General features: G+C 61.0%; 19 protein-coding genes and 3 tRNA genes. 12 read left to right on the top strand and 10 right to left on the bottom strand.

Annotated elements, in window-relative coordinates:
* Positions 1–49: 49 nt before the first annotated feature.
* Both BC360_RS09975 and BC360_RS09970 read left to right on the top strand, forming a co-directional pair.
* Positions 50–445, top strand: a complete 396-nt coding sequence (locus BC360_RS09975; protein WP_065787094.1) for an NADH:ubiquinone oxidoreductase subunit NDUFA12 — start codon at positions 50–52, stop codon at positions 443–445.
* A gap of 127 nt (positions 446–572) precedes the next feature.
* Positions 573–1,025, top strand: coding sequence for a DUF2155 domain-containing protein (locus tag BC360_RS09970; protein ID WP_065787093.1), 453 nt, complete (start codon positions 573–575; stop codon positions 1,023–1,025).
* Positions 1,026–1,239: 214 nt separating this feature from the next.
* On the opposite strand, the gene aat is transcribed toward BC360_RS09970, so the two are convergent.
* From aat to BC360_RS09945, 5 genes are all read right to left on the bottom strand, one after another.
* Positions 1,240–1,854: a leucyl/phenylalanyl-tRNA--protein transferase gene (gene aat / locus BC360_RS09965; protein WP_065787092.1), complete on the bottom strand. Its 615-nt coding sequence runs from the start codon at positions 1,852–1,854 to the stop codon at positions 1,240–1,242.
* A 9-nt stretch (positions 1,855–1,863) separates the two neighbouring features.
* Positions 1,864–3,207 (bottom strand): acetyl-CoA carboxylase biotin carboxylase subunit, encoded by a 1,344-nt coding sequence (gene accC, locus BC360_RS09960; protein WP_065787091.1) that lies wholly within the window; start codon positions 3,205–3,207, stop codon positions 1,864–1,866.
* A gap of 12 nt (positions 3,208–3,219) precedes the next feature.
* The gene (accB, locus tag BC360_RS09955; protein ID WP_065787090.1) at positions 3,220–3,684 is read right to left on the bottom strand and encodes an acetyl-CoA carboxylase biotin carboxyl carrier protein; all 465 of its coding nucleotides are present in this window, start codon (positions 3,682–3,684) and stop codon (positions 3,220–3,222) included.
* Positions 3,685–3,707: 23 nt separating this feature from the next.
* Positions 3,708–4,154: a type II 3-dehydroquinate dehydratase gene (gene aroQ / locus BC360_RS09950; RefSeq protein ID WP_065787089.1), complete on the bottom strand. Its 447-nt coding sequence runs from the start codon at positions 4,152–4,154 to the stop codon at positions 3,708–3,710.
* A 118-nt stretch (positions 4,155–4,272) separates the two neighbouring features.
* Complete coding sequence (locus BC360_RS09945) at positions 4,273–5,040, bottom strand: DsbA family protein (RefSeq protein ID WP_065787088.1); 768 nt, start codon at positions 5,038–5,040, stop codon at positions 4,273–4,275.
* A gap of 279 nt (positions 5,041–5,319) precedes the next feature.
* On the opposite strand from BC360_RS09945, the gene BC360_RS09940 reads away from it, so the two are divergent.
* On the top strand, positions 5,320–6,432 hold the full coding sequence (locus BC360_RS09940) for a pyridoxal phosphate-dependent aminotransferase (protein WP_065795546.1): 1,113 nt from the start codon (positions 5,320–5,322) through the stop codon (positions 6,430–6,432).
* 163 nt (positions 6,433–6,595) lie between these two features.
* On the opposite strand, the gene BC360_RS09935 is transcribed toward BC360_RS09940, so the two are convergent.
* Entirely contained in the window at positions 6,596–9,412 is a 2,817-nt protein-coding gene (locus tag BC360_RS09935) for an Rne/Rng family ribonuclease (RefSeq protein WP_065795108.1), read from the bottom strand.
* A 759-nt stretch (positions 9,413–10,171) separates the two neighbouring features.
* Here BC360_RS09935 and BC360_RS09930 point away from each other — a divergent pair.
* From BC360_RS09930 to prfB, 3 genes are all read left to right on the top strand, one after another.
* The gene (locus tag BC360_RS09930) at positions 10,172–11,413 is read left to right on the top strand and encodes an N-acetylmuramoyl-L-alanine amidase (protein WP_083222506.1); all 1,242 of its coding nucleotides are present in this window, start codon (positions 10,172–10,174) and stop codon (positions 11,411–11,413) included.
* 357 nt (positions 11,414–11,770) lie between these two features.
* Positions 11,771–14,224 (top strand): penicillin-binding protein 1A, encoded by a 2,454-nt coding sequence (locus BC360_RS09925; protein WP_065795107.1) that lies wholly within the window; start codon positions 11,771–11,773, stop codon positions 14,222–14,224.
* Positions 14,225–14,321: 97 nt separating this feature from the next.
* A protein-coding gene (prfB, locus tag BC360_RS09920) for a peptide chain release factor 2 (protein WP_139109984.1) occupies positions 14,322–15,453 on the top strand; the annotation gives its coding sequence in 2 pieces (ribosomal slippage) (positions 14,322–14,390 and positions 14,392–15,453; 1,131 coding nt in all).
* Between the two features lie 89 nt (positions 15,454–15,542).
* On the opposite strand, the gene BC360_RS09915 is transcribed toward prfB, so the two are convergent.
* Both BC360_RS09915 and BC360_RS09910 read right to left on the bottom strand, forming a co-directional pair.
* The gene (locus BC360_RS09915; protein ID WP_065795106.1) at positions 15,543–16,052 is read right to left on the bottom strand and encodes a hypothetical protein; all 510 of its coding nucleotides are present in this window, start codon (positions 16,050–16,052) and stop codon (positions 15,543–15,545) included.
* A gap of 112 nt (positions 16,053–16,164) precedes the next feature.
* Positions 16,165–16,938, bottom strand: coding sequence for an NAD kinase (locus tag BC360_RS09910; protein ID WP_065795105.1), 774 nt, complete (start codon positions 16,936–16,938; stop codon positions 16,165–16,167).
* 159 nt (positions 16,939–17,097) lie between these two features.
* On the opposite strand from BC360_RS09910, the gene BC360_RS09905 reads away from it, so the two are divergent.
* Positions 17,098–17,173 (top strand) — tRNA-Thr (locus tag BC360_RS09905).
* A 183-nt stretch (positions 17,174–17,356) separates the two neighbouring features.
* Here the strand turns inward: BC360_RS09905 and BC360_RS09900 are convergent.
* Positions 17,357–18,298 (bottom strand): LysR family transcriptional regulator, encoded by a 942-nt coding sequence (locus BC360_RS09900; protein ID WP_065787328.1) that lies wholly within the window; start codon positions 18,296–18,298, stop codon positions 17,357–17,359.
* Between the two features lie 141 nt (positions 18,299–18,439).
* Between BC360_RS09900 and BC360_RS09895 the strand changes: the two genes are divergently transcribed.
* Entirely contained in the window at positions 18,440–19,060 is a 621-nt protein-coding gene (locus BC360_RS09895) for an FMN-dependent NADH-azoreductase (RefSeq protein WP_065787327.1), read from the top strand.
* A 130-nt stretch (positions 19,061–19,190) separates the two neighbouring features.
* Positions 19,191–19,487, top strand: coding sequence for a hypothetical protein (locus BC360_RS09890; RefSeq protein ID WP_065787326.1), 297 nt, complete (start codon positions 19,191–19,193; stop codon positions 19,485–19,487).
* 285 nt (positions 19,488–19,772) lie between these two features.
* Here the strand turns inward: BC360_RS09890 and BC360_RS09885 are convergent, their stop codons facing one another.
* Entirely contained in the window at positions 19,773–20,648 is an 876-nt protein-coding gene (locus BC360_RS09885) for a TrmH family RNA methyltransferase (RefSeq protein ID WP_065795104.1), read from the bottom strand.
* Between the two features lie 218 nt (positions 20,649–20,866).
* Between BC360_RS09885 and BC360_RS09880 the strand changes: the two genes are divergently transcribed.
* From BC360_RS09880 to BC360_RS30680, 3 genes are all read left to right on the top strand, one after another.
* Positions 20,867–20,951 (top strand) — tRNA-Tyr (locus BC360_RS09880).
* A gap of 23 nt (positions 20,952–20,974) precedes the next feature.
* A tRNA-Gly gene (locus BC360_RS09875) sits at positions 20,975–21,048 on the top strand.
* Positions 21,049–21,320: 272 nt separating this feature from the next.
* Positions 21,321–21,439, top strand: a 119-nt coding sequence (locus BC360_RS30680; RefSeq protein WP_139108845.1) for a GTP-binding protein, incomplete at its 3' end; no start/stop codon positions are given.

Below are 21,439 nucleotides of genomic sequence, written 5' to 3'. Positions count from 1 at the left end.
AGTTTTGGTATCCGGCCGCCTTCCCAACGGTCGGTTGAGGACGGCATCCATGAAGCTCCTGCTGCAGATTTTCACCTGGTGGAACCAACAGACGATCGGAACGCGGTTTCATACCTGGCGTAACGGTCAACGTGTCGGCGAAGACGAGCTCGGCAACGTCTATTATCAGGGCGGCAAGGACTCCGAGGGCCGTACGCGCCGCTGGGTGATTTACAACGGTTATGCCGAAGCCTCTGCCATTCCGGCCGGCTGGCACGGCTGGATGCATCACCGCACCGACATTTCGCCTGCAGACGAAAAATACGTCGCTCGCGAGTGGCAGAAGCCGCATCGCCCGAACCCGACCGGTACGGCCAACGCCTACCGGCCGCAGGGCTCGATTGCAGGTGCTGGAGCACGCCCGCGCGTGACGGGCGACTACGACGCCTGGACGCCGGGTTCCTGAGACGCTTGTCGTCGGAGAAGGTGCGCCGCCCGTGAAAAGGTCCAGTGACCACGGGGCGGCCACATTTCATGTTTAGCGCCTGATATCCATCAACGGTGAATGAAAAGCGCGCGGGAGACAGGCGGGAATGGCGGGTTCTTATCTGCGGAAAACAATCGGCCAGATGTCGAGCCGGCTCTGTGTCGCCGCGCTTGCCGCGCTGCCGTTGGTTTCCGCGACCGGTACGGCCGAGGCCGCGCGGATAAACAACGCCGTCGCCGTGTTTTCCGGCATCGACAAGATCACCGGCCGCATCACGACGTTTGACGTCTATATCGGCGAGACCGTCCAGTTCGGCGCCCTGCAGGTAACGCCACGCGTCTGCTATAACCGGGACGACACCGAAGCCCAGAAGATCACGACCTTCGTCGAAGTCGACGAGATCACGCTCGACCGCAAGATCAGGCGGATCTTCACCGGCTGGATGTTTGCCGACAGCCCCGGCCTTAACGCCGTCGAGCACCCGGTCTATGACGTCTGGCTGCAGTCCTGCAAGGCAACGTCGGACCTGCCGCCACCAGACACTGCCTCCAAGAAATAGCGTTGTCTTGCCCGCCGCGATCGAAAGCGGCACCGATATCCTCCATCGATTTTCCTGCACTCGCTCTGTCCTGAAACGCCTGCGGCACGCGGGCTCGTGCGTGCAGCAAGGAGCGCGTTCACTGAGGCGTGCATCTCCTTGCTGGATGTCTGAATAGGGCGCGCTCGCAATCGAAACGACTTATCCGTTGGGATGTCCAATATCGGCTATGCGCTCAAAACGATAGATCAGGCGAGTTCATCGCGTTGGCGAGCATGATCTCGTACTCGGCCTTTGGCACATCGATCGCGCCGAAGGATTTGAGATGCTCTGTGGTGAACTGGGTGTCCAGCAGTTCAAAGCCCCTGGCGCGCAGGCGTTCCACCAGATGCACGAGACAAATCTTGGAGGCATTCGTGCGCCGGGAAAACATGCTTTCGCCGAAGAATGCCGAGCCCAGAGAGACGCCGTAGAGGCCGCCGACCAGCACGTCGTCCTCCCAGGCTTCGACACTGTGTGCGTAGCCCATCGAGTGAAGCGTGGCGTAGAGGCTGCGGATCTTGTTGTTGATCCAGGTGGTCGGACGATCGGGCGCCGGCGCGGCGCAGCCTTCCATGACGGCCTCGAAGGCCGTGTTGAAGCGGATGTCGAAGTGGCTCTTGCGGATTGTCTTTGCGAGACTGCGCGAGACGTGAAAGCCATCAAGCGGAATGACGCCGCGAATTTCCGGCTCGACCCAGAAAAGCTCCGGATCGTCGGCCGAATCGGCCATTGGAAACAGGCCTATGGAATAGGCGCGCAGCAGCATGTCCGGTGTTACGTCGGGTTGCTTGCTGCGCGTCCCTTTCAATGCACGGTCCTATTCGGACGACATGGCCAGATGGTGCTCCAGCCAATGGATGTCATATTCGCCGTTTGCGATATCCTGATTGTTGATCAGGTCCTGGAATAGCGGCAGCGTCGTCTTGATGCCGTCGATGACGAACTCGTCAAGAACGCGACGAAGGCGCATCATGCATTCGACACGTGTGCGGCCATGCACGATAAGCTTGCCGATCAAGCTATCGTAATAGGGCGGGATCCGGTAGCCCTGATAGGCGCCCGAATCGACACGAACGCCGAGACCGCCCGGTGCGTGGAAATGCGTGATCGTGCCCGGCGAGGGGACGAAGGTACGCGGATCTTCGGCATTGATGCGGCACTCGATCGCGTGGCCGGAAAACACGATGTCTTCCTGCTTGACCGAAAGCCCGCCGCCCGATGCGACACGGATCTGTTCGTGCACAAGGTCAATGCCGGTGATTGCTTCGGTGATGGGATGCTCTACCTGAAGGCGGGTGTTCATTTCGATGAAATAGAACTCGCCGTTCTCGTAGAGGAACTCGATCGTGCCTGCACCGCGGTACTTCAGCTTCTTCATGGCATCGGCGCAAACCTGGCCGATCTTCATGCGCTGTTCGACGTTAAGGGCAGGTGAGTTTGCCTCTTCCCAGACCTTCTGGTGGCGTCGCTGCAAGGAGCAGTCACGCTCGCCGAGATGGATGGCATTGCCTTCGCCGTCGCCGACGATCTGGATTTCGATGTGGCGCGGCCTGCCGAGATACTTCTCCATGTAGACCGCGTCATTGCCGAAGGCGGCAAGCGCTTCGGAACGAGCGGTTGACACAGCCTCGTCGAGGTCAGCCTCGGTCTTTGCGACCTTCATGCCGCGGCCGCCGCCGCCAGCAGTCGCCTTGATCAGAACCGGGAAGCCGATCTTGCGCGCGACTTCGAGCGCATTTTCCGGCCTCACTTCGCCGTCCGAGCCCGGAACCACGGGGATGCCAAGTTCCTGCGCCGTCTTCTTGGCGGTGATCTTGTCGCCCATGATGCGGATATGTTCCGCCGTCGGCCCGATGAAGGTGATGTCGTGCGCGTCGAGGATTTCGGCGAACTTGGCGTTTTCCGACAGGAAGCCATAGCCCGGGTGCACGGCATCAGCGCCGGTGATTTCGCAGGCGGCGACGATCTGGTGAATGTTCAGATAGCTATCGCGCGACGGCGGAGGACCGATGCAGACGCTTTCGTCGGCGAGGCGCACGTGCATGGCGTCGCTGTCGGCCGTGGAGTGGACGGCCACCGTCGCGATGCCGAGCTCTTTACAGGCGCGCAGCACGCGAAGGGCGATTTCGCCGCGATTGGCAATGAGAATTTTCGAGATCATCGCAGCGGCGCCTTATTCGATTACGATCAGCGGCTCGCCATATTCGACGGGGGCTGCGTCCTGGACGAAGATTTCTGTCACCTTGCCCGAACGCGGGGCAGGGATCTGGTTCATGGTCTTCATCGCTTCGATGATCAGGACTGTCTGGCCTTCCTTGACCACGGTACCGACCTCGATGAACGGGCGGGCGCCTGGAGCCGGTGCGAGGTAGGCAGTGCCGACCATCGGGGCCGTGACGGCGTTCTTGGAGTTGCGGCTGGTCTCGGCCGGAGCGGCAGCCGCGACGGGATGCGCAGCGTTGACCGCCGGCTGGGCCTGGTAGGTCGGCATCGAGACGGCGACGGGCGTGCCGGCGCGCGATACGCGAATGCGAAGGTCTTCCTGCTCCACTTCGATCTCGGTGAGGTCGGTGTCATTCAGGATATTGGCGAGATCGCGGATCAGCGCCTGGTCGATACCGGGTTTCTTGTCAGCCATGGGATATGAGCCTCGTGTTCTTTTTATTTCGACGTTTCTGTCAGGTTCTTTAGCGCATGCAGCGCCAGAATGTAACTCTGCGCGCCGAAACCGCAGATGACGCCTTTGACCGCCGGGGCGATCATCGACTTGTGGCGGAATTCTTCACGCGCGTGGATGTTGGAAAGATGCAGTTCGACCACCGGGATGCCGATCGCGCGGATGGCATCGTGCAGCGCGATCGACGTATGGCCGTAGGCAGCCGGATTGATCGCGACGCCTGCCGCCTTTTCGCCGGCCTCATGCAGCCAGTCCACGAGCGTGCCTTCATGGTTGGATTGCCGGAAATCGACTTCCAGTCCCAATGCCTTGCCTTCCGCGGTGCACATCGCCTCGATGTCGGCGAGCGTCTGGCCGCCATAGATCCCCGGTTCGCGCTTGCCGAGCGCATTCAGGTTGGGGCCGTTCAGCACGAAAATTTTGGTGGGCATGCGGGATTCCGGTCCAGTGATAGAGGGTTACCTATAGACTGATGGTCCCGCGAGGAAAAGCCCTTTGGGTCCTCGCGGGATTTGTCCACAGTTGGGACTGGTCGTCCAATGCAGGCGGTCAGCAGGCGGTCTTGCCGCAGCTGCGCATATTGGACACCTTGGTGCTGATTTCCTCGGCGCCGACTGCGCCGAACACGGCCTCGTTGCCGATCACGTAGGACGGCGTGCCGGTGATGCCGAGATCGTTGGCAAGGGTGTAGGCCTCGCGCACGGCCGCGTCATGCGGCTCCTTCTCCATCTTGGCACGCAGCTGCTTTTCAGTGACGCCCAGCTTGCCCGCAACGGCGATCGCCGTTTCCTCGGTTGCGCGGTCCTCGCCGCCGAGCAGGGCGCGGTGGAACTCGCCGTACTTCTCGGGTGCAACCAGCCGGAACGCGGCACTGACCTTGTGGGCGGCGAGCGAATCCGGGCCGAGGATCGGCAGTTCCTTCAGCACAAAGCGGACATTCTTGTCCTTGGACAGGATTTCGTCCATGTCCGTCAGTGCCCGTTTGCAGTAGCCGCAGTTGTAGTCGTAGAACTCAACGACCGTGACGTCGCCGTCCGGATTGCCAAGCACCATGTCGTAGTCTGAGTTGAAGATCGCCTTCTTGTTTTCGGTGATCGCACCTTCAGCCGCTTCCTGCTGCTTGGCACGCTGCTTTGTGGCCAGCGCCTCCTGGACATCAAGCATGATTTCCGGATTGGCGAGCAGGTACTCCTTGATGAAGGCGCCAAACTCTTCCTTCTGTTTCTGGTCGAGCGCGAGTGCGCTTTGCGGCAAGCTCACCCCTGCCATGAACGCGGCAAGCGTTCCGGCGGCAATCATTTTCGTGCTGAAATTCATTTTTACCTCGTTGTCTCTGCCTGCCCTGTCTGTCGTCCATGTCGCGATACGGCGTCAATGCGCGCTTGTAAAAGACAACAGGAATCTCCAACACCGCAACACGCGGGCAGCATAGGGTGGGCCCCGGTGAAACGAAACGGCAAAATCGGCGGAAATACGGTGCTCGCGCACTTGTGAAGCTCTAAGCGATCGGGCAAAGGGGCGACATGTGAGCCGCTTCTTGAGGATATTGCCTTGGTAGAATTGTCGAACCGCAGCGCCGTCGAACCCTTTCATGCCATGGACGTACTGGCAGAGGCGACGCGTCGACGCGACGCCGGGCACCCGGTGATCTCAATGGCGGTCGGGCAACCAGCGCACCCTGCGCCGAAGGCCGCATTGGATGCGGCGCGCAAGGCGCTCGAGCATGGTCGGCTCGGCTACACCGATGCGCTTGGCACATTGTCGCTGCGAACCGCGATCGCCCACCACTATCAGAAGCGCCATGGTATCGCGCTCGACCCACAGCGCATTGCCGTGACCACCGGATCGTCGGCCGGGTTCAATCTTGCCTTCCTCGCGCTCTTCGATCCCGGCGATTGCGTGGCGATCGCCCGGCCCGGCTATCCCGCCTACCGCAATATCCTCGCAGCGCTCGGCCTGACGGTCGTCGAGGTGGAAGCCAATGCCGAGAGCGGCTTCACGCTGACGCCGGAAAATCTGGCGCGTGCAGCCGCGAAGGCAGGGCGGCCGCTGAAGGGGGTTCTTCTGGCAAGCCCGGCCAACCCGACGGGAACGGTCACCGGCAGGGCGGGTCTCAAGGCGCTGGCCGACTATTGTCGCGCCGAAAACATCGCCTTCATCTCCGACGAAATCTATCATGGGTTGACCTTCGCCGGCGAAGAGGCAAGCGCTCTGGAGGTGACCGACGACGTCTTCGTCATCAACTCCTTCTCCAAATATTATTGCATGACGGGTTGGCGGATCGGCTGGATGGTACTGCCGGAGACGCAGGTTCGCGGCTTCGAGCGCATCGCCCAGAGCCTCTACATCTCGCCGCCGGAATTGTCGCAGATTGCGGCGGAGGCTGCGCTCGGTGCAACGATCGAACTCGACGGCTACAAGGCGGCCTACGCGGCCAATCGCGACATGCTGCTGAAGCGCCTGCCGGAGATCGGCTTTTCGATCGCGTCACCGATGGATGGCGCTTTCTACGCCTATGCGGATGTCAGTCGCTTCACCAACGACAGCATGGTCTTTGCCCGCCGGATGCTGGCGGAAATCAACGTCGCGGCGACGCCCGGCTTCGATTTCGATCCGCTTGAAGGGCATCGCACGATGCGTTTCTCCTATGCCGGGTCGATGGCCGACATGAGCGAAGCGATGGACAGGATCGCCCGCTGGATCGCCTGATCTTCTGCAGTTTCAGGAACTTGCGGCCGTTGCCGGACTCTTTTTGAGAAGCCCTTGATTCAAACTCGCAGCTGAATGGGCGCTTGCGGTTGTCGCCAAACGGAAACGAAAAAGCCCGGACCGAGGTCCGGGCTTTTCTGTTCGTCCGAAGTTCAGGCGTGGCTTAGAAGAAGCCGCGGCGCTGCCACCATCCGCCCTTCTTGGGCTTGGATTGGTCTTCTTCGGTGCCTTCGTTCTTGTTCGTGACCGTCGAGGTCAGCACCGGTTCCGATGCGATCGTCGAAAGGTCGCGGTTTGCCCGGGCGGGCTTGCCTTCTTCGAGGTCAGCGGCAGCGTCTTCGATTGCTGCCGGCACCGGCTCAGCCGCTTCCGGCTGTGCTTCGACCGCGGTCTGCGCTGCCTCGTCGACACTGATGACAGCCTCCTCGGCCTTGACGGCCTTCTTGCGTGTGCGCTTCGGCTTGGCGGCCTTCTCTACGACCGGTTCTACGGTTTCCGCGATGACCTCGGCTTCGGCAACCACGGCTACTGCTTCAACCTCGGCTGCCGCCGGTGCTTCCACGTCGCCTTGCTCGCCGGCTTCGCCATCGCCGGATGCAGCAGTCTGCTCTTCGCCCTCGACTTCACCTTCGCCCAGTTCCGGGCGATTGCGGCGACCGCCACGCTTGCCGCGACGGCGACGCTTGCGCTTCTGTTCGCCGTCGGCGGTCAGCGCATCCGTATCGGTTTCGTCCTCATCACCATCGGTCTCGGCGGCGTCATCGGCGTCATCCGCAGCATCAGCTTCCTGCGCGGTGGCGCCTTCGGCCTGCTGGCTGCCCTTGCCACGCCGACGGCGGCGGCGCTTGCGCTTGCGGCCGTTCTGGTCGTCGGCCTGGGCGGCGGCCTTCGGCTGCTCCTGGCGCTGTTCGGCGACAACTTCTTCTGCTTCTTCCTCATCGAGATCCTCTTCGATCACGATGTCGTCGTCTTCGGGCTCCGGCTCGAAGTGCAGGATCTGTTCGATCTTGACGGGGTTTTCGACCGGCTCGCCGCGATCAATCGCAAAGTGCTGCGCGCCGACATGGGCGTCAGCCTCGATGATGATCGAGACGCCGAAGCGTTGTTCGTAATCCATGATCGTGCCGCGCTTCTGGTTGAGCAGATAGAGCGCGATATCGGGGATCGTGCGAACGGTGATGTTGTGGGTGGTGTTCTTGAGTAGATGCTCTTCGATACCGCGCAGCACATGCAACGCAACCGAAGACTGCGAGCGGACGTGACCCGTGCCGTTGCAATGCGGGCAGATCTGCATCGTCGATTCGAGAACCGAAGCGCGAATGCGCTGGCGCGACATTTCGAGCAGACCGAAATGCGAGATGCGGCCGACCTGGATGCGGGCGCGATCGTTCTTCAGGCAATCCTTCAGCCGCTTCTCGACCGAGCGGTTGTTCCGCTTTTCTTCCATGTCGATGAAGTCGATGACGACGAGGCCGGCAAGGTCGCGAAGCCGCAACTGGCGGGCGACTTCTTCCGCGGCTTCCAGGTTGGTCTGAAGTGCCGTGTCCTCAATCGAATGCTCGCGGGTCGAACGACCGGAGTTGACGTCGATCGAAACCAGAGCTTCCGTCTGGTTGATGATGATGTAGCCGCCCGACTTCAGCGTTACCTGCGGCTGCAGCATGCGATCAAGTTGCGCTTCGATGCCGGAGCGCGAGAAGATCGGGTGCACGTCACGGTAGGGCTGAACCACCTTGGCGTGGCTCGGCATCAGCATCTTCATGAAGCCCTTGGCTTCCTTGTAGCCTTCCTCGCCGGAAACGACGATCTCGCTGATGTCCTTGTTGTAGAGGTCGCGGATCGAGCGCTTGATCAGGCTGCCTTCCTCGTAAACCAGGCAGGGGGCCGTGGAGTTGAGCGTCAGCGTGCGGACGTTCTCCCAAAGGCGCATCAGATATTCGAAGTCGCGCTTGATCTCGACCTTGGTGCGGTTGGCACCGGCCGTGCGCAGAATAACACCCATGCCCTGCGGCACTTCGAGGCCACGCGCAATTTCCTTCAGGCGCTTGCGGTCCTGCAGGTTGGTGATCTTGCGGGAAATGCCGCCGCCACGTGCCGTGTTCGGCATCAATACCGAGTAGCGACCGGCAAGCGACAGGTAGGTCGTCAGCGCTGCGCCCTTGTTGCCGCGTTCTTCCTTGGCGACCTGAACGAGCAGGATCTGGCGGCGCTTGATGACTTCCTGGATGCGGTACTGCTTGCGCGGCTTGCGAACCTGACGATCCGGAACCTCTTCCATCGCGTCTTCAGCGCCGACGGATTCGATGATTTCCTTCTCGCCGTCGTGGCTGTCGTCATCATCGTCGTCGTCATCGCGGCGACGACGGCTATCGACGTCCTCGGAGATCGAATCGGTGTCGACCATGGCGGCCATCTCGCCGCCACTGCCTTCTTCACCTGCTTCCGCCTCTTCGGTTGCCGCAGCTGCGGCGGCCTCTTCAGCGATCTTCGCCTTCGTGCGGCGCGGGCGCTTTGGCTTTGCCTTGGGCTTCTCGGCGGGCACCTCGGCCTCGACGACAGCTTCAGCTGTCGCCTCGGTGACTTCGGTGACGACTTCCGTTTCGGCCGCAATCTCCAGATCAACCGGCACGCTGAGCGCGCTCTGGGTCGGCGTTGCCGTTTCGACGTGCTCGACATCGTCGTCGCGGCGCGCTTCTTCGGCTTCCGCCTTCAACAGCGCCTGACGGTCGGCGAGCGGGATCTGGTAGTAGTCGGGGTGGATTTCGGCAAAGGCCAGGAACCCGTGGCGGTTGCCGCCGTAGTCGACGAAGGCCGCCTGGAGCGAAGGCTCCACTCGCGTCACTTTTGCCAGGTAGATATTGCCGCGGATCTGCTTCTTGTGTTCCGATTCGAAGTCGAATTCTTCTATGCGGTTCCCGCGAACGACAACGACGCGCGTCTCTTCAGAGTGAGACGCATCGATAAGCATTTTCTCTGCCATCTAAGTTGTGCTCCTCGGCGCGACAACGGAACGGGCGGCAGACGTTCTTCCATGGGAAGACTGCCACTCGCGTCAGAGGTTGCACCGGATGTGAAAGGTCCTGTCTGGTGCAGGTGATGGTGCAGCAGCCGGATGGCAGCCGGAACGGTTACGTTCCGGGGCCTCTCTACTTCTGACCGATACCGCTGAGTCAACATCAATGACCAAACAAGAATGCCAATGTCAAAGGTCTCATAAAGACCCGATGAATGCGCCCGCTTGCGGGCTTGCCGGTGAAAATCACCGCTAAGAACTCCGGCCACCGCCGGAAATTTACGATCCAGTGTACAGGGAGGAAATGCAGCGACGGCGGATGAACACCTTGCGGCCGCGGAAAGATGATACGGTTGCAACCGGCAATTCCGGCTCGATCACTCCCTGGCGCCAAGCTCTGGAAAGCTCCGGCTGCCCGGCCGACGATTCTATCCCGTCAACACTTTCTCCTTGTGATGCTTTTATGTTTTCTATGTCACATTGGCAAGGGAAAAGCCTGTGCCGCCACAATAATGATCGATTCGCTTGCCCCGGTAGAGTAGGTCGGGGGACGGCGAATCGCATGCCTTGGCCGCGTTGCTGAAGGAGCGCTGTCAAGCTTTGGTTAACCATAAGGGTTCATTGATCAAGGGATGTCGCGGTGTGCGCGGGCGGACGCCCGACGCATCTGCCGCTTGGATTTCGTGGATTGACGGAGAGACCGGCGTGAAGCCTTCGGCTATTCATATGCGCGCTTCACTATTGTCGGCACTGCTGCGCGGCGGCGCGCGCGTCGTGGCTTCACTGTTCGTTGCGGGCGCCTTGCTGGGGACTTTGCCGATGGCATACGCGGCCGAGCCCGTGCCGTTGTTGGCATTCGGTGCACGGGTTGCCGGTGACGACGCACGCACGCGCGTCGTCGTCGAGTTCGATCGGAAACCCGACTTTTCCATTCATTATGTGGCAAACCCGGTGCGTGTCGTCGTCGATCTGCCGGAAACCGCCTTCGGCCTGAAGCCCGAGAGCCTCGAACCCCGTGGGCTGTTCGAAGCCATTCGATATGGCGGCATGGGCGCCGGCAGCTCGCGCCTCGTGCTATCGGCTAAAGGGCCGGTCGCGGTGACCCGTGCCGAAGTCATCGAGGAGGAGGGCGGCAAAAGTTATCGCCTCGTCGTCGACGCTGAGAAGGTGGACCAGACGCGGTTCGACGCGCTTCTCGGCGACCAGCAGTGGACCGGCTCGGTCGTCGCCGCCAAGACGGACAGGCCGACAATTGCCCCGGCGCAAAGGACCGGCGCCTTCGTGATCGCCATCGATGCCGGCCATGGCGGTATCGACACCGGCGCGATCGGCAGCGGCACGAAAACTGAGGAAAAACACGTCACGCTTGCCTTCGCGCAGGAGCTTGTCGCCACCCTCAACCGCGAAAGCGGCGCCGAAGCCTTTCTAACGCGTGACAAGGATGTGTTCCTGTCGCTGCCGCAGCGGGTGCAGATCGCCCGCAACAAGGGCGCCAATCTGTTCATTTCGATCCATGCCGACACGCTCAGGCAGAAGGACATCCGCGGCGCGACGGTCTATACGATCTCCGACAAGGCGTCCGACCATCTGGCCGCCGACCTGGCGCAGCGTGAAAACCTCTCCGACGAGATAGCCGGTGTACCGCTCCAGAGCGAGCCGGCAGAAGTCGCCGATATCCTGATCGATCTGACGCGTCGCGAGACCCAGGCTTTCTCGGTCAACATGGCGCGTACCGTGGTGTCGTCTTTCGAGGGACAGATCAATCTCATCAACAATCCGCACCGTCACGCGGGCTTCCGCGTGCTACAAGCGCCGGATGTTCCGTCGATCCTGCTCGAGCTCGGATTCATGTCGAACAAGGACGACGAGAAGCTGTTGCTCGATCCGGAGTGGCGCAAGAAAGTGTCCGGTCTGCTTGCCGTTGCCATCAAGCGCTACCGTGAACAAGCGGTCGCAAATGGCGGCTGACGTCTGATCGCGACGATCTGCTTGACGGCGCGGCGAAGGAAGTGATTTGTGTCGCTCCGGTAACAGCGATATGCTTTTCAACAGGATGCGCACTCGATAATCGGAAACAAGCCCTATTTTACGCACAATCCGGGACCTAACCCGAATTGCGCCCGGATTTGTTGGGAAACAGTGTTGATGCCCGGTGCCCCTCGCCATATGAGGAACTGGGTGGGCGCGTGTAGCCGCAATGCCAGACGATTTCTGATAGAAGCGTTTGGCCAGGCCGACGAAATGCGGACCGTTGGGACGGGAAGCGTCTCGATCGGTTTATGTGGCCTGGCGATTGGACGATAATAAGGTACCGGTATCTGACTGATGATCAGACTGATTGGATATTTCTTCGGCATTGGTGCGTTCTTGCTGCTCGGTGTCGCCGCGGCCGTTGCCATCTATCTCGGCAGCGTCACCAAAGATTTGCCGGATTATGAGGTATTGGCGAAGTATTCACCGCCGGTCACCACGCGCTTCCACGCCGGTAACGGCGCGCTGATGGCGGAGTACGCGCGCGAGCGGCGCCTCTATCTGCCGATCCAGGCGATCCCCGACCGCGTCAAGGCGGCGTTCATTTCGGCTGAAGACAAGAACTTCTATCAGCACCCGGGCGTCGACATCACCGGTCTCGCGCGCGCCATCACCGTCAACCTTCAGAATTTCGGATCGGGTCGCCGCCCCGTCGGCGCATCGACGATCACCCAGCAGGTCGCCAAGAACTTCCTGCTCTCGTCGGACCAGACGATTGATCGTAAGGTGAAGGAAGCGATCCTCTCCTTCCGCATTGAGCAGGCCTATAGCAAGGACCGTATTCTCGAGCTCTACCTCAACGAGATCTTCTTCGGCCTGAATTCCTACGGCATCGCCGGCGCAGCGCTGACCTATTTCGACAAATCGGTCACCGAACTGACCATCGCCGAAACCGCCTATCTGGCGGCTCTGCCAAAGGGCCCGGCCAACTACCATCCGTTCCGCAAGGCCGATGCTGCGATCGAGCGGCGCAACTGGGTCATCGACCGCATGGTCGAAAACGGCTACGTCACGAAGACGGACGGCGAAGACGCGAAGAAGCAGCCGCTCGGGGTCAATCCGCGCCGCGGTGGCGCGCACCTCTTCGCTTCCGATTTCTTCGCAGAGGAAGTGCGTCGGCAGATCATCCAGAAATACGGCGACAACGCCCTTTATGAGGGCGGTCTTTCGGTCCGCACTTCGCTCGATCCGCGCATGCAGATCGCGGCGCGCAAGGCACTGCAGGAAGGGCTGCTGAGCTATGACGAGCGCCGCGGTTTCCACGGTCCGGTCAAGTCGATCGAGATCGGCGGCGACTGGGGCGAGCCGCTCGGCAAGGTCGTGGCCCTGGCCGACGTGCCGGAATGGAAGCTGGCCGTCGTCCTCTCGGCCGATGGCCGGGGTGTCGAGATCGGCATCCAGCCGGACAAGGAAGCGTCCGGCAAGATCATCGCCGAGCGCGTGACCGGCCATATCTCCGCAAAGAATATGCAGTGGGCCTATCGTTCGGCCAACGGCGAACGCAAATCGGCGAAGTCGCCAGAAGGTGTCTTGGGTCCGGGCGACGTCGTGTATGTCGAGCCGTTGGCGGACAAGGGCGAATATCGCCTGCGTCAGCCGCCGAAGGTTCAGGGTGGCCTCGTCGCGATGGACCCTCAGACCGGCCGCGTGCTGGCCATGGTCGGCGGCTTCTCCTATGGTCAGTCGGAATTCAACCGCGCGACCCAGGCGATGCGCCAGCCGGGTTCCTCGTTCAAGCCGTTCGTCTACGCCGCGGCGCTCGACAACGGCTACACGCCGGCATCCGTTATTCTCGATGCGCCGATCGAAATCGTCGCCGGTGGCCAGGTCTGGCGGCCGGAGAACTATGGCGGCGGCTCGGCCGGCCCGTCGACGCTGCGCCTCGGCATCGAAAAATCGCGTAACTTGATGACGGTTCGCCTCGCCAACGACATGGGCATGAACATCGTTGCCGAATATGCCGAGCGCTTCGGCATCTACGACAAGATGCCGCCGTTGCTGGCGATGTCGCTGGGCTCGGGCGAAACGACCGTTCTGCGCATGGTGTCGGCCTATTCGGTTCTTGCCAATGGCGGCAAGCAGATCAAGCCGTCGCTGATCGACCGGATCCAGGACCGCTACGGCAAGACGATCTTCCGTCATGAAGACCGGACCTGCGACAACTGTAACGCGGCTGACTGGGGTAACCAGGAAGAGCCTGTGCTCACCGACAACCGCGAGCAGGTTCTCGATCCGATGACCTCCTATCAGATCACTTCGATGATGGAGGGCGTGGTTCTCAGGGGCACGGCGGCCGGCAAGATCACGCTCGATCGTCCGGTTGCAGGCAAGACCGGTACCACCAATGACGAGAAGGACGCCTGGTTCGTGGGTTACACGCCCGATCTCGTTGCCGGCCTCTACCTCGGCTTCGACAACCCCGCTCCGCTCGGCCGCGGCGCGACCGGCGGCAGCCTTGCGGTGCCGATCTTCAACAATTTCATGCAGGAAGCCGTCAAGGGCACGCGCCCAGGCAAGTTCGTGGTTCCGGAAGGCATGAACATGATCGCCGTCAACCGCAAGACAGGCATGGCCGCCTACGAAGGCGAGCCGGACACGATCATCGAGGCCTTCAAGCCCGGCACCGGACCGGCCGACACCTTCTCGGTCATCGGCGGCCTCGACCAGTATGTGCCGCCGGAGGAAATCTTGAAGAATTCCCCGCAGGCTAACCAGGCCGTTACCTCCGGTTCCAACGGCCTGTTCTAGACCTATCCTCCGTCTTGCGATGCCCGCCGCCTTTACATCAGCGGCGGGCATCGCTATTTGACGCTCACGTTAAATCGGGTTCACAAGAAGCAGGATCATGCGCAGCGAAATCGAGAATATTGTCGACGAGATCAAGCAGGCCATAAGCCTGCTGAGGAGGCATCTTTGACTGGGATCAGGCGGTAAGACGACTGGACTGGTTGAACAACAAGGCGGAAGATCCGTCGCTGTGGAATGATGCTGCCGAGGCGCAGAAGCTGATGCGCGAGCGCCAGCAGCTCGACGATGGCATCAACGGCCTGCGCCGTTTCGAGCAGCAGCTGAGCGACAACATCGAACTGATCGAGCTCGGCGAAGAAGAGGGCGACGCAGCCATCGTTGCCGACGCCGAACAGGCGCTGCGCGAACTGTGCAACGAAGCGGCCAAGAAGCAGGTCGAGGCGATGCTGTCCGGCGAAGCCGATCAGAACGACACCTATCTCGAAGTGCATTCCGGTGCCGGGGGCACCGAGAGCCAGGACTGGGCAAACATGCTGTTGCGCATGTATACCCGTTGGTCCGAGCGCCAGGGATACAAGGTCGAGCTGATGGAAATTCAGGACGGCGAAGAGGCGGGCATCAAATCGGCCACCCTGCTGGTCAAGGGCCACAATGCCTATGGCTGGCTGAAGACGGAATCCGGTGTTCACCGCCTGGTGCGCATCTCGCCCTATGACAGCAACGCGCGTCGCCATACGTCGTTCTCTTCGATCTGGGTCTACCCGGTCGTCGATGACTCGATCCAGATCGACATCAACGAGAGCGACTGCCGTATCGACACTTATCGCTCGTCGGGCGCCGGTGGCCAGCACGTCAACACCACCGACTCCGCCGTGCGCATCACCCACATGCCGTCCGGTATTGTCGTGCAGTGCCAGCAGGAACGTTCGCAGCACAAGAACCGGGCCAAGGCCTGGGACATGCTGCGCGCCCGTCTTTACGAGTCCGAACTGAAGAAGCGCGAAGACGCGGCCAACGCCGAGGCGGCATCGAAGACCGATATCGGCTGGGGCCATCAGATTCGCTCCTACGTGCTGCAGCCCTACCAGCTGGTCAAGGACCTGCGGACCGGTGTCGAAAGCACGGCGCCGGGCGATGTGCTGGACGGCGAGTTGAACGAGTTCATGGAAGCCGCACTTGCTCACCGCGTCAGCGGCGGTGCTGACGCCGCCGTGGATGACCTAAACTAACCTCACTGCGGCGGCGTTCGCGCCGGCATGACGTAGTGAGTACGAGACGAAGAGGGCCGGGTGTTTTCATTCGGCCCTTTTTTGTGACATCAGTTCGATGCCCGCTCGACCTTGATGTCGCCGAGATCGTCGATCAGCACGGTCCAGCTCTCCGGCTCGCGTGCGGCAGGGTCGGTCTTCAGATAGACGGTTGCGAACATGCCGGGTTGTGCGGTCACACCTGTTGACGTTTCCGGCCGTATGTCCGTGACATAAGCCTTCAGCGACGAGAACTCCTCGAGTTCCGCAGAGGAGACGACCTTCGGTCCGGCGGGCGTCGCCTCGATCTGCTGCAGATGGATCTGTGCGGTGCCGTCCTGTTGCCTAACAGCGATCAGCTTGTAGTAGCCGCGCCGCGCACCTTCGGCACTCCCCGGTTCGGCAGGTGTTTCCGCCTGCGTGCCGTTCGGGTCCAGTGCCGAAAGTGGATCGCCGCTTTCTTCCCAATAGCCGGTGCTGGTGACGAAGGTCACTTCGGGCGAAACCACATTCGCATCCTCCGAATTGGCGTTCACGCCGACCAGGGCGAGAAGAAGCGCAAGGAGGAGAGGCTTGTGCATCGCTTTGATTTCCTGTTCGAACCGCGACGCGGTGCTTGTTCCAAGATTGATCCTTCGCCGAGTGCCCGGCGATCGCAGAAATTATACCATATCGCGCGTTGAGACCGTCGGCTCAATTGGAAAATTGCTCGGCCAGGATGCGGTCGGACCAGGAATGATCGGGATCCGAGAGGATGCGGGCGGTCATGTTTTCCGATTCGGCGATGCGCACCTTCGCCACCGACTTGACCTCTTGGTGGTCGGCCACGGCGTTGACCGGCCGTTTGTCGGCCTCGAGGATCTCGATCTCGACGGTGACATGGTTCGGCAGCAGGGCGCCGCGCCACCGCCGCGGACGGAACGGGCTGACGGGCGTCAGCGCGAGAAGGGGCGCTTCCAGCGGCAGGATCGGCCCATGGGCGGAGAGGTTGTAGGCGGTGGAGCCCGCGGGCGTGGCGAGCAGCAGACCGTCGCAGGTCAGTTCTTCGAGCCGGGTCTTGCCGTCGATGACGACGCGCAGCTTGGCCGCCTGGTAGGATTGCCGGAAAAGATAAACTTCATTGATCGCAAGCGCCATGAATGTCGAGCCTTCACTGTCGGTGGTCTGCATCTCCAGCGGGTGAAAGGCGTTCTCGACGGCATTGCAGATGCGCGTCGTCAGGTTTTCGCTGCTGTAGCGGTTCATCAGGAACCCGACCGATCCCCGGTTCATGCCGTAGACTAGTTTGCCCGAGTTCATCGTCTGGTGCAGCGTCTGCAACATGAAGCCGTCGCCGCCGAGCGCGACGATGACGTCGGCCTTGTCGACATCATGATCGCCGTAGATCGCCTTCAGATCGGCCGCCGCCTTTTGCGCCTCTTCGGCGGGCGAAGCCAGGAACGCGAGAGAAGTGAACGTGCGGGCCATGAATTTTCAGTCCGTTCAACATGTTGAGCATCGCCGCGGTGGCCGAGCCTAGGCTTCGTTTCTGGCACGACATGGCCCTAAACGCATCTGAAAAATTGGGAGAATTCGCAATTTTGCTTTACACGCCGTGAGATTGTGATAACTCCCACCGCTGAAAGTGCCCTTATAGCTCAGTTGGTAGAGCATCTGATTTGTAATCAGAGGGTCGGGAGTTCGAGTCTCTCTGGGGGCACCACTTTTTTCCAAGATAGTATTTGTCTTTGCGCCGCCTCGATCCGGCGCATAGGTGGTGTTTGGCGGACGCCGGCAGGGCGAAGTTGGCCGAACGTTTGCCGTATCTTGACCGCGCCTTGACCAAAGATGCTCTGACCTTGGGCGACGCGCTTCGCGGCGCCTGCCTGCGGCGCCACGTGCCTGCTCAGATCTCGAACGATCCGGCGCTCCTCGGCGTAATCTCCCGGCATTTTTGCAGAGCGTTCAGAAGATTGTCGGCGAGATAGTCGATCAGGGCACGCGTCGCCGGCAGCATGCCGTGACGCGACGGAAAGACGAGATGGACGACGACGTCGCCGGAACTCCATTCCGGCAGCACGGGCGCAAGCACGCCGGCGCGGAAGGCGCGCTCGCAGATGTGGTCGGGCAGCAACGCCACGCCCATGCCCTCGATCGCTGCGCGTTCGAGGATGAGGAAATCACTGCAGCCGATGATCGGCCGGTGCGAAATTTCGGTGGCATTTCCTTCGCCATCGACCAGGCGCCAGACATCGGCGGCGTGCTGCTCGTTCATCGACAGCGTCGGCATCTCGCTCAGATTGTCGATCGTGACGTCGTCGAAGCGCGCGAGCAGGGTGGGGCTTGCCGCCAGCCTCTGACGCACCTCTCCGAATCTGCGGATGATCAGCTGATTGTCGGTGTCCAGTTGATCGCGGGCGCGCAGCGCCACGTCGATCCGCTCCTCGATCAGATCAATCCGCCGGTTGGTGGCGGTGATCAGCAGACGGACGCCGGGATAGCGGCGATGGAAGGCGGGCAGGATGTCGGCAAGCATCGGCGTGAAGCCGAGCGGGCAGGCGAGCCTGACCGTGCCGGTCGGCTCGGCCTTGACGGCGGCGATCTCGGCTTCCGCCATGGCGATGCCATCGAGCAGGCCCTGGCAATGTTCGTAGAACACCTGCCCGATCTCGGTAACGCGCAGTTTGCGGGTCGAGCGCTCCAGCAGCCGGACGCCGAGCTGCTCTTCGAGGCGTGCTACGTGTTTGCTGAGCTTGGATTTAGGGATATTCAGATCGCGCGCGGCGGCACTGAAGCCGTTGTTGCGCACCACAGCCGCGAAGAGGGCGAGGTCGTTCAGGTCCTGCATCTGTTTTTCGTCTCCCATCGCCGGATCGCCGGTCTCACTGTTTCCATTTGGAAACAGTATGTCAAACAACCGCTGACTTATCGCGCGATTGTTTTCCAATCATATGTGATGCACCGCAACGCCAACACAAAGGTGCTCCACATGAACGTCCTTCACATCGACTCCGGTATCCTGGGTGATCACTCCGTTTCCCGTCGCCTGACCGCGGCGATCACCGCCCAGATCAAGGCAGACCGCCCGGATGCCAACGTCACCTATCGCGATCTCGCCACCAGCCAGATCCCGCATCTGACTGGCGCCCAGATCATGGCGCCTGCCGATCTCGCAGGTGTTGACGCCGGCCTGGCTGCCGAAGTCAAGATCGGCCGCGAGATGCTCGAAGAATTCCTTGCTGCCGATACGGTCGTCGTCGGTGCACCGATGTACAATTTCTCCATTCCGAGCCAGCTCAAGGCCTGGATCGATCGCCTGGCTGTCTCCGGCAAGACCTTCCGTTATACCGAATCCGGCCCGGAAGGCCTCGCCAAGGGCAAGAAGGTAATCGTCGCTTCGACGCGTGGCGGCCACTATTCCGCCGGCCCCGCCTCTGCAATGGATCACCAGGAAGCCTACCTGAAGACGGTCTTCGGCTTCTTCGGTATCACCGATGTTGAATTCGTCCGCGCCGAAGGCCTGAACCTCAGCGCCGACTCCAAGCAGTTCGCGATCGCCGAAGCCGAAAAGACCATTGCCGAAGGCACCGTCCTTCGCCTGGCAAGCTAAAACAAGGGTTCAGCGGATCACGTCAGTGGTCCGGTGAAGGGGCGTTGGCCCCCATTGCGGACGGTGCCGGTTGCACATGCAGCCGGCATTGTCCGTTTTCGCATGGGCTGATTTGTATTATGATGCGCTCATGAGAGACCGGCGGAGAAGGCCCTTGGCTGTCATCGCTGCGGTGGTCGCACTGGTGGCTGCCGACGTCGGTTATGCGTCGCCACCTGACACGCGTTGCACCTGCCGCAACCGGGACGGCGCCAAATACGAGCTCGGCCAGATCGCCTGCCTTCGCGTCGGCGGCATCTCTTATCTCGCCCGCTGCGAGATGAACCTCAACGTCACCACATGGAAGAAACTTCGCGACGGCTGCCCCACGGCGAACAGCCAGACCCTATGGCTTCGCGTGGATAAAGATATAGCGATGCGTTTCTGACGACAGCGACGGCTTGCACGACAATCGGCTGCGAGGCGAGGATTGCGTCGTGCTGCATCGGTGCAGAGACCCGTAAATCGGTCGAACACACCCAATCAACCGTTACGACAGATGCCCCAATCTCTCCGGTTGCGCGCAGCCGGAGAGATTTGCAGGTGTTCGGCGGCCTTACTGCATAATTCCTTAAATCGGAATCGATTTAAGGACAAAATTATGCATCAACTCAAAGTGTTACAGCGACCTTTGCGCGTCTAAATAGACGCGCGGCGCTGTAACGACCGGGACTTACTTGTTCAGGAACTGGCGCGCCGCATACATGGCGATCGCAGCCGCATTCGAAACATTGAGCGATTTGATCGCGCCGGGCATGTCGAGGCGGGCGAGCGCCTTGACGGTCGATCGTGTTTTCTGCCGGAGGCCCTTGCCCTCGGATCCGAGCACCAGCGCGACCTTGTCGCCCGCGAAGCTGCCTTCAAGCGGGGCCGGTCCCTCCGAATCGAGCCCGATCGTGTGGAAGCCAAGCCGATGCAACTCCTCGATCGTGTCGGCGAGGTTGGTGATCTGGATATAGGGGATCATTTCCAGAGCGCCGGAGGCCGATTTTGCAAGAACGCCCGATTCGGTCGGACTATGGCGGATCGTGGTGATCAACGCCCCCGCATCGAATGCCACGGCCGATCGCATGATCGCGCCGACATTATGCGGGTCAGTGACCTGATCGAGCACGAGGATCAGCCGGCATTCGCTGAGCGCTTCAAGTTTGCGCAGTGGCAGCGGCTTTGTTTCGAGCATCACGCCCTGGTGGATCGCGTCTGGACCGAGAATCTTGTCGAGATCCTGCGGCGCAACGGTCTCGACCGGGAAGGGGAGTTCCGAGAGTTCGCCGAGTTCGAGCCGCGCCGCAGCGTTCTGCGTCACGCACAGGCGAACGATCTGGCGCGTCGGATTGTCGAGGGCGGCCCGCACGGTGTGCAGGCCGTAGAGAAGCACCTGCTCGGGCGCGAGCGCCGGCGGCTTCCAGTCGCCTGGCTGTTTGCGCCAACGCTCCTGCTTTGGCGTCGGGATTTCCCCGCGTTCGCGCTTGGCGTCGCGATGCGCGCGTCTGAGAGTGGCGTAATGGGTGTTCTTGGCGCTCTTGTCGCCCGCGTTATCTTTGCTCATGCCCGCCTTATAGAGCGCTTCGCTTGGCCTGGGAACGGAATTCGATGGCAGTGGACAAAGCGGGCCTGTGGAGAATTTCACAAAAATTCGGTTTTGGCGTGTTGACAGGAGCAGGGCGGGCGGTCATATACCCGGCGCAGATCGAGAGGCGGCAACGACAAATCGCTGGATGTCTCACGATCTCAAATGCTTGGTCGACTTGATCCCGACAGAATAATGGAGGGATGCCCGAGTGGTTAAAGGGGACGGACTGTAAATCCGTTGGCTTCGCCTACGTTGGTTCAAATCCAACTCCCTCCACCATTCTGCTTCTGGATCGAAGGCCCGCGGGTATAGCTCAATGGTAGAGCAGCAGCCTTCCAAGCTGAATACGCGGGTTCGATTCCCGCTACCCGCTCCAGCAGCGCCGACCCTCTTCTGCTATTTAACGTTACGCTTCAATTGCTCTTCGTAAGCCGTTGTTTGTTCTTTCGTCGCTCGACGAAATGATTCGGGAATCCGTCCAACTTGCATCTCTGATGCGCCGTTCTTACATGATGGTAGGAAGAGGCCGCCGTGGCTGGTCCGGGCGTACGCAATTAAGTCTTGCGCAAATCCCTTGAAACCCTTAAACGGCTCCACAAACCGGCCCCGCCGGCTGATCAATCATACTTGACCACAGGAAACGTACCCATGGCAAAGAGCAAATTTGAGCGCAACAAGCCGCACGTTAACATTGGCACGATTGGCCACGTTGACCATGGCAAGACGTCGCTGACGGCAGCGATCACGAAGTACTTCGGCGAGTTCAA

Source organism: Ensifer sp. LC163, assembly GCF_001695855.1.
Classification (GTDB): Bacteria; Pseudomonadota; Alphaproteobacteria; order Rhizobiales; family Rhizobiaceae; genus Ensifer.
Note: the sequence above shows the minus strand (reverse complement) of the source record. Positions and strands in the feature narration are given on the sequence as shown.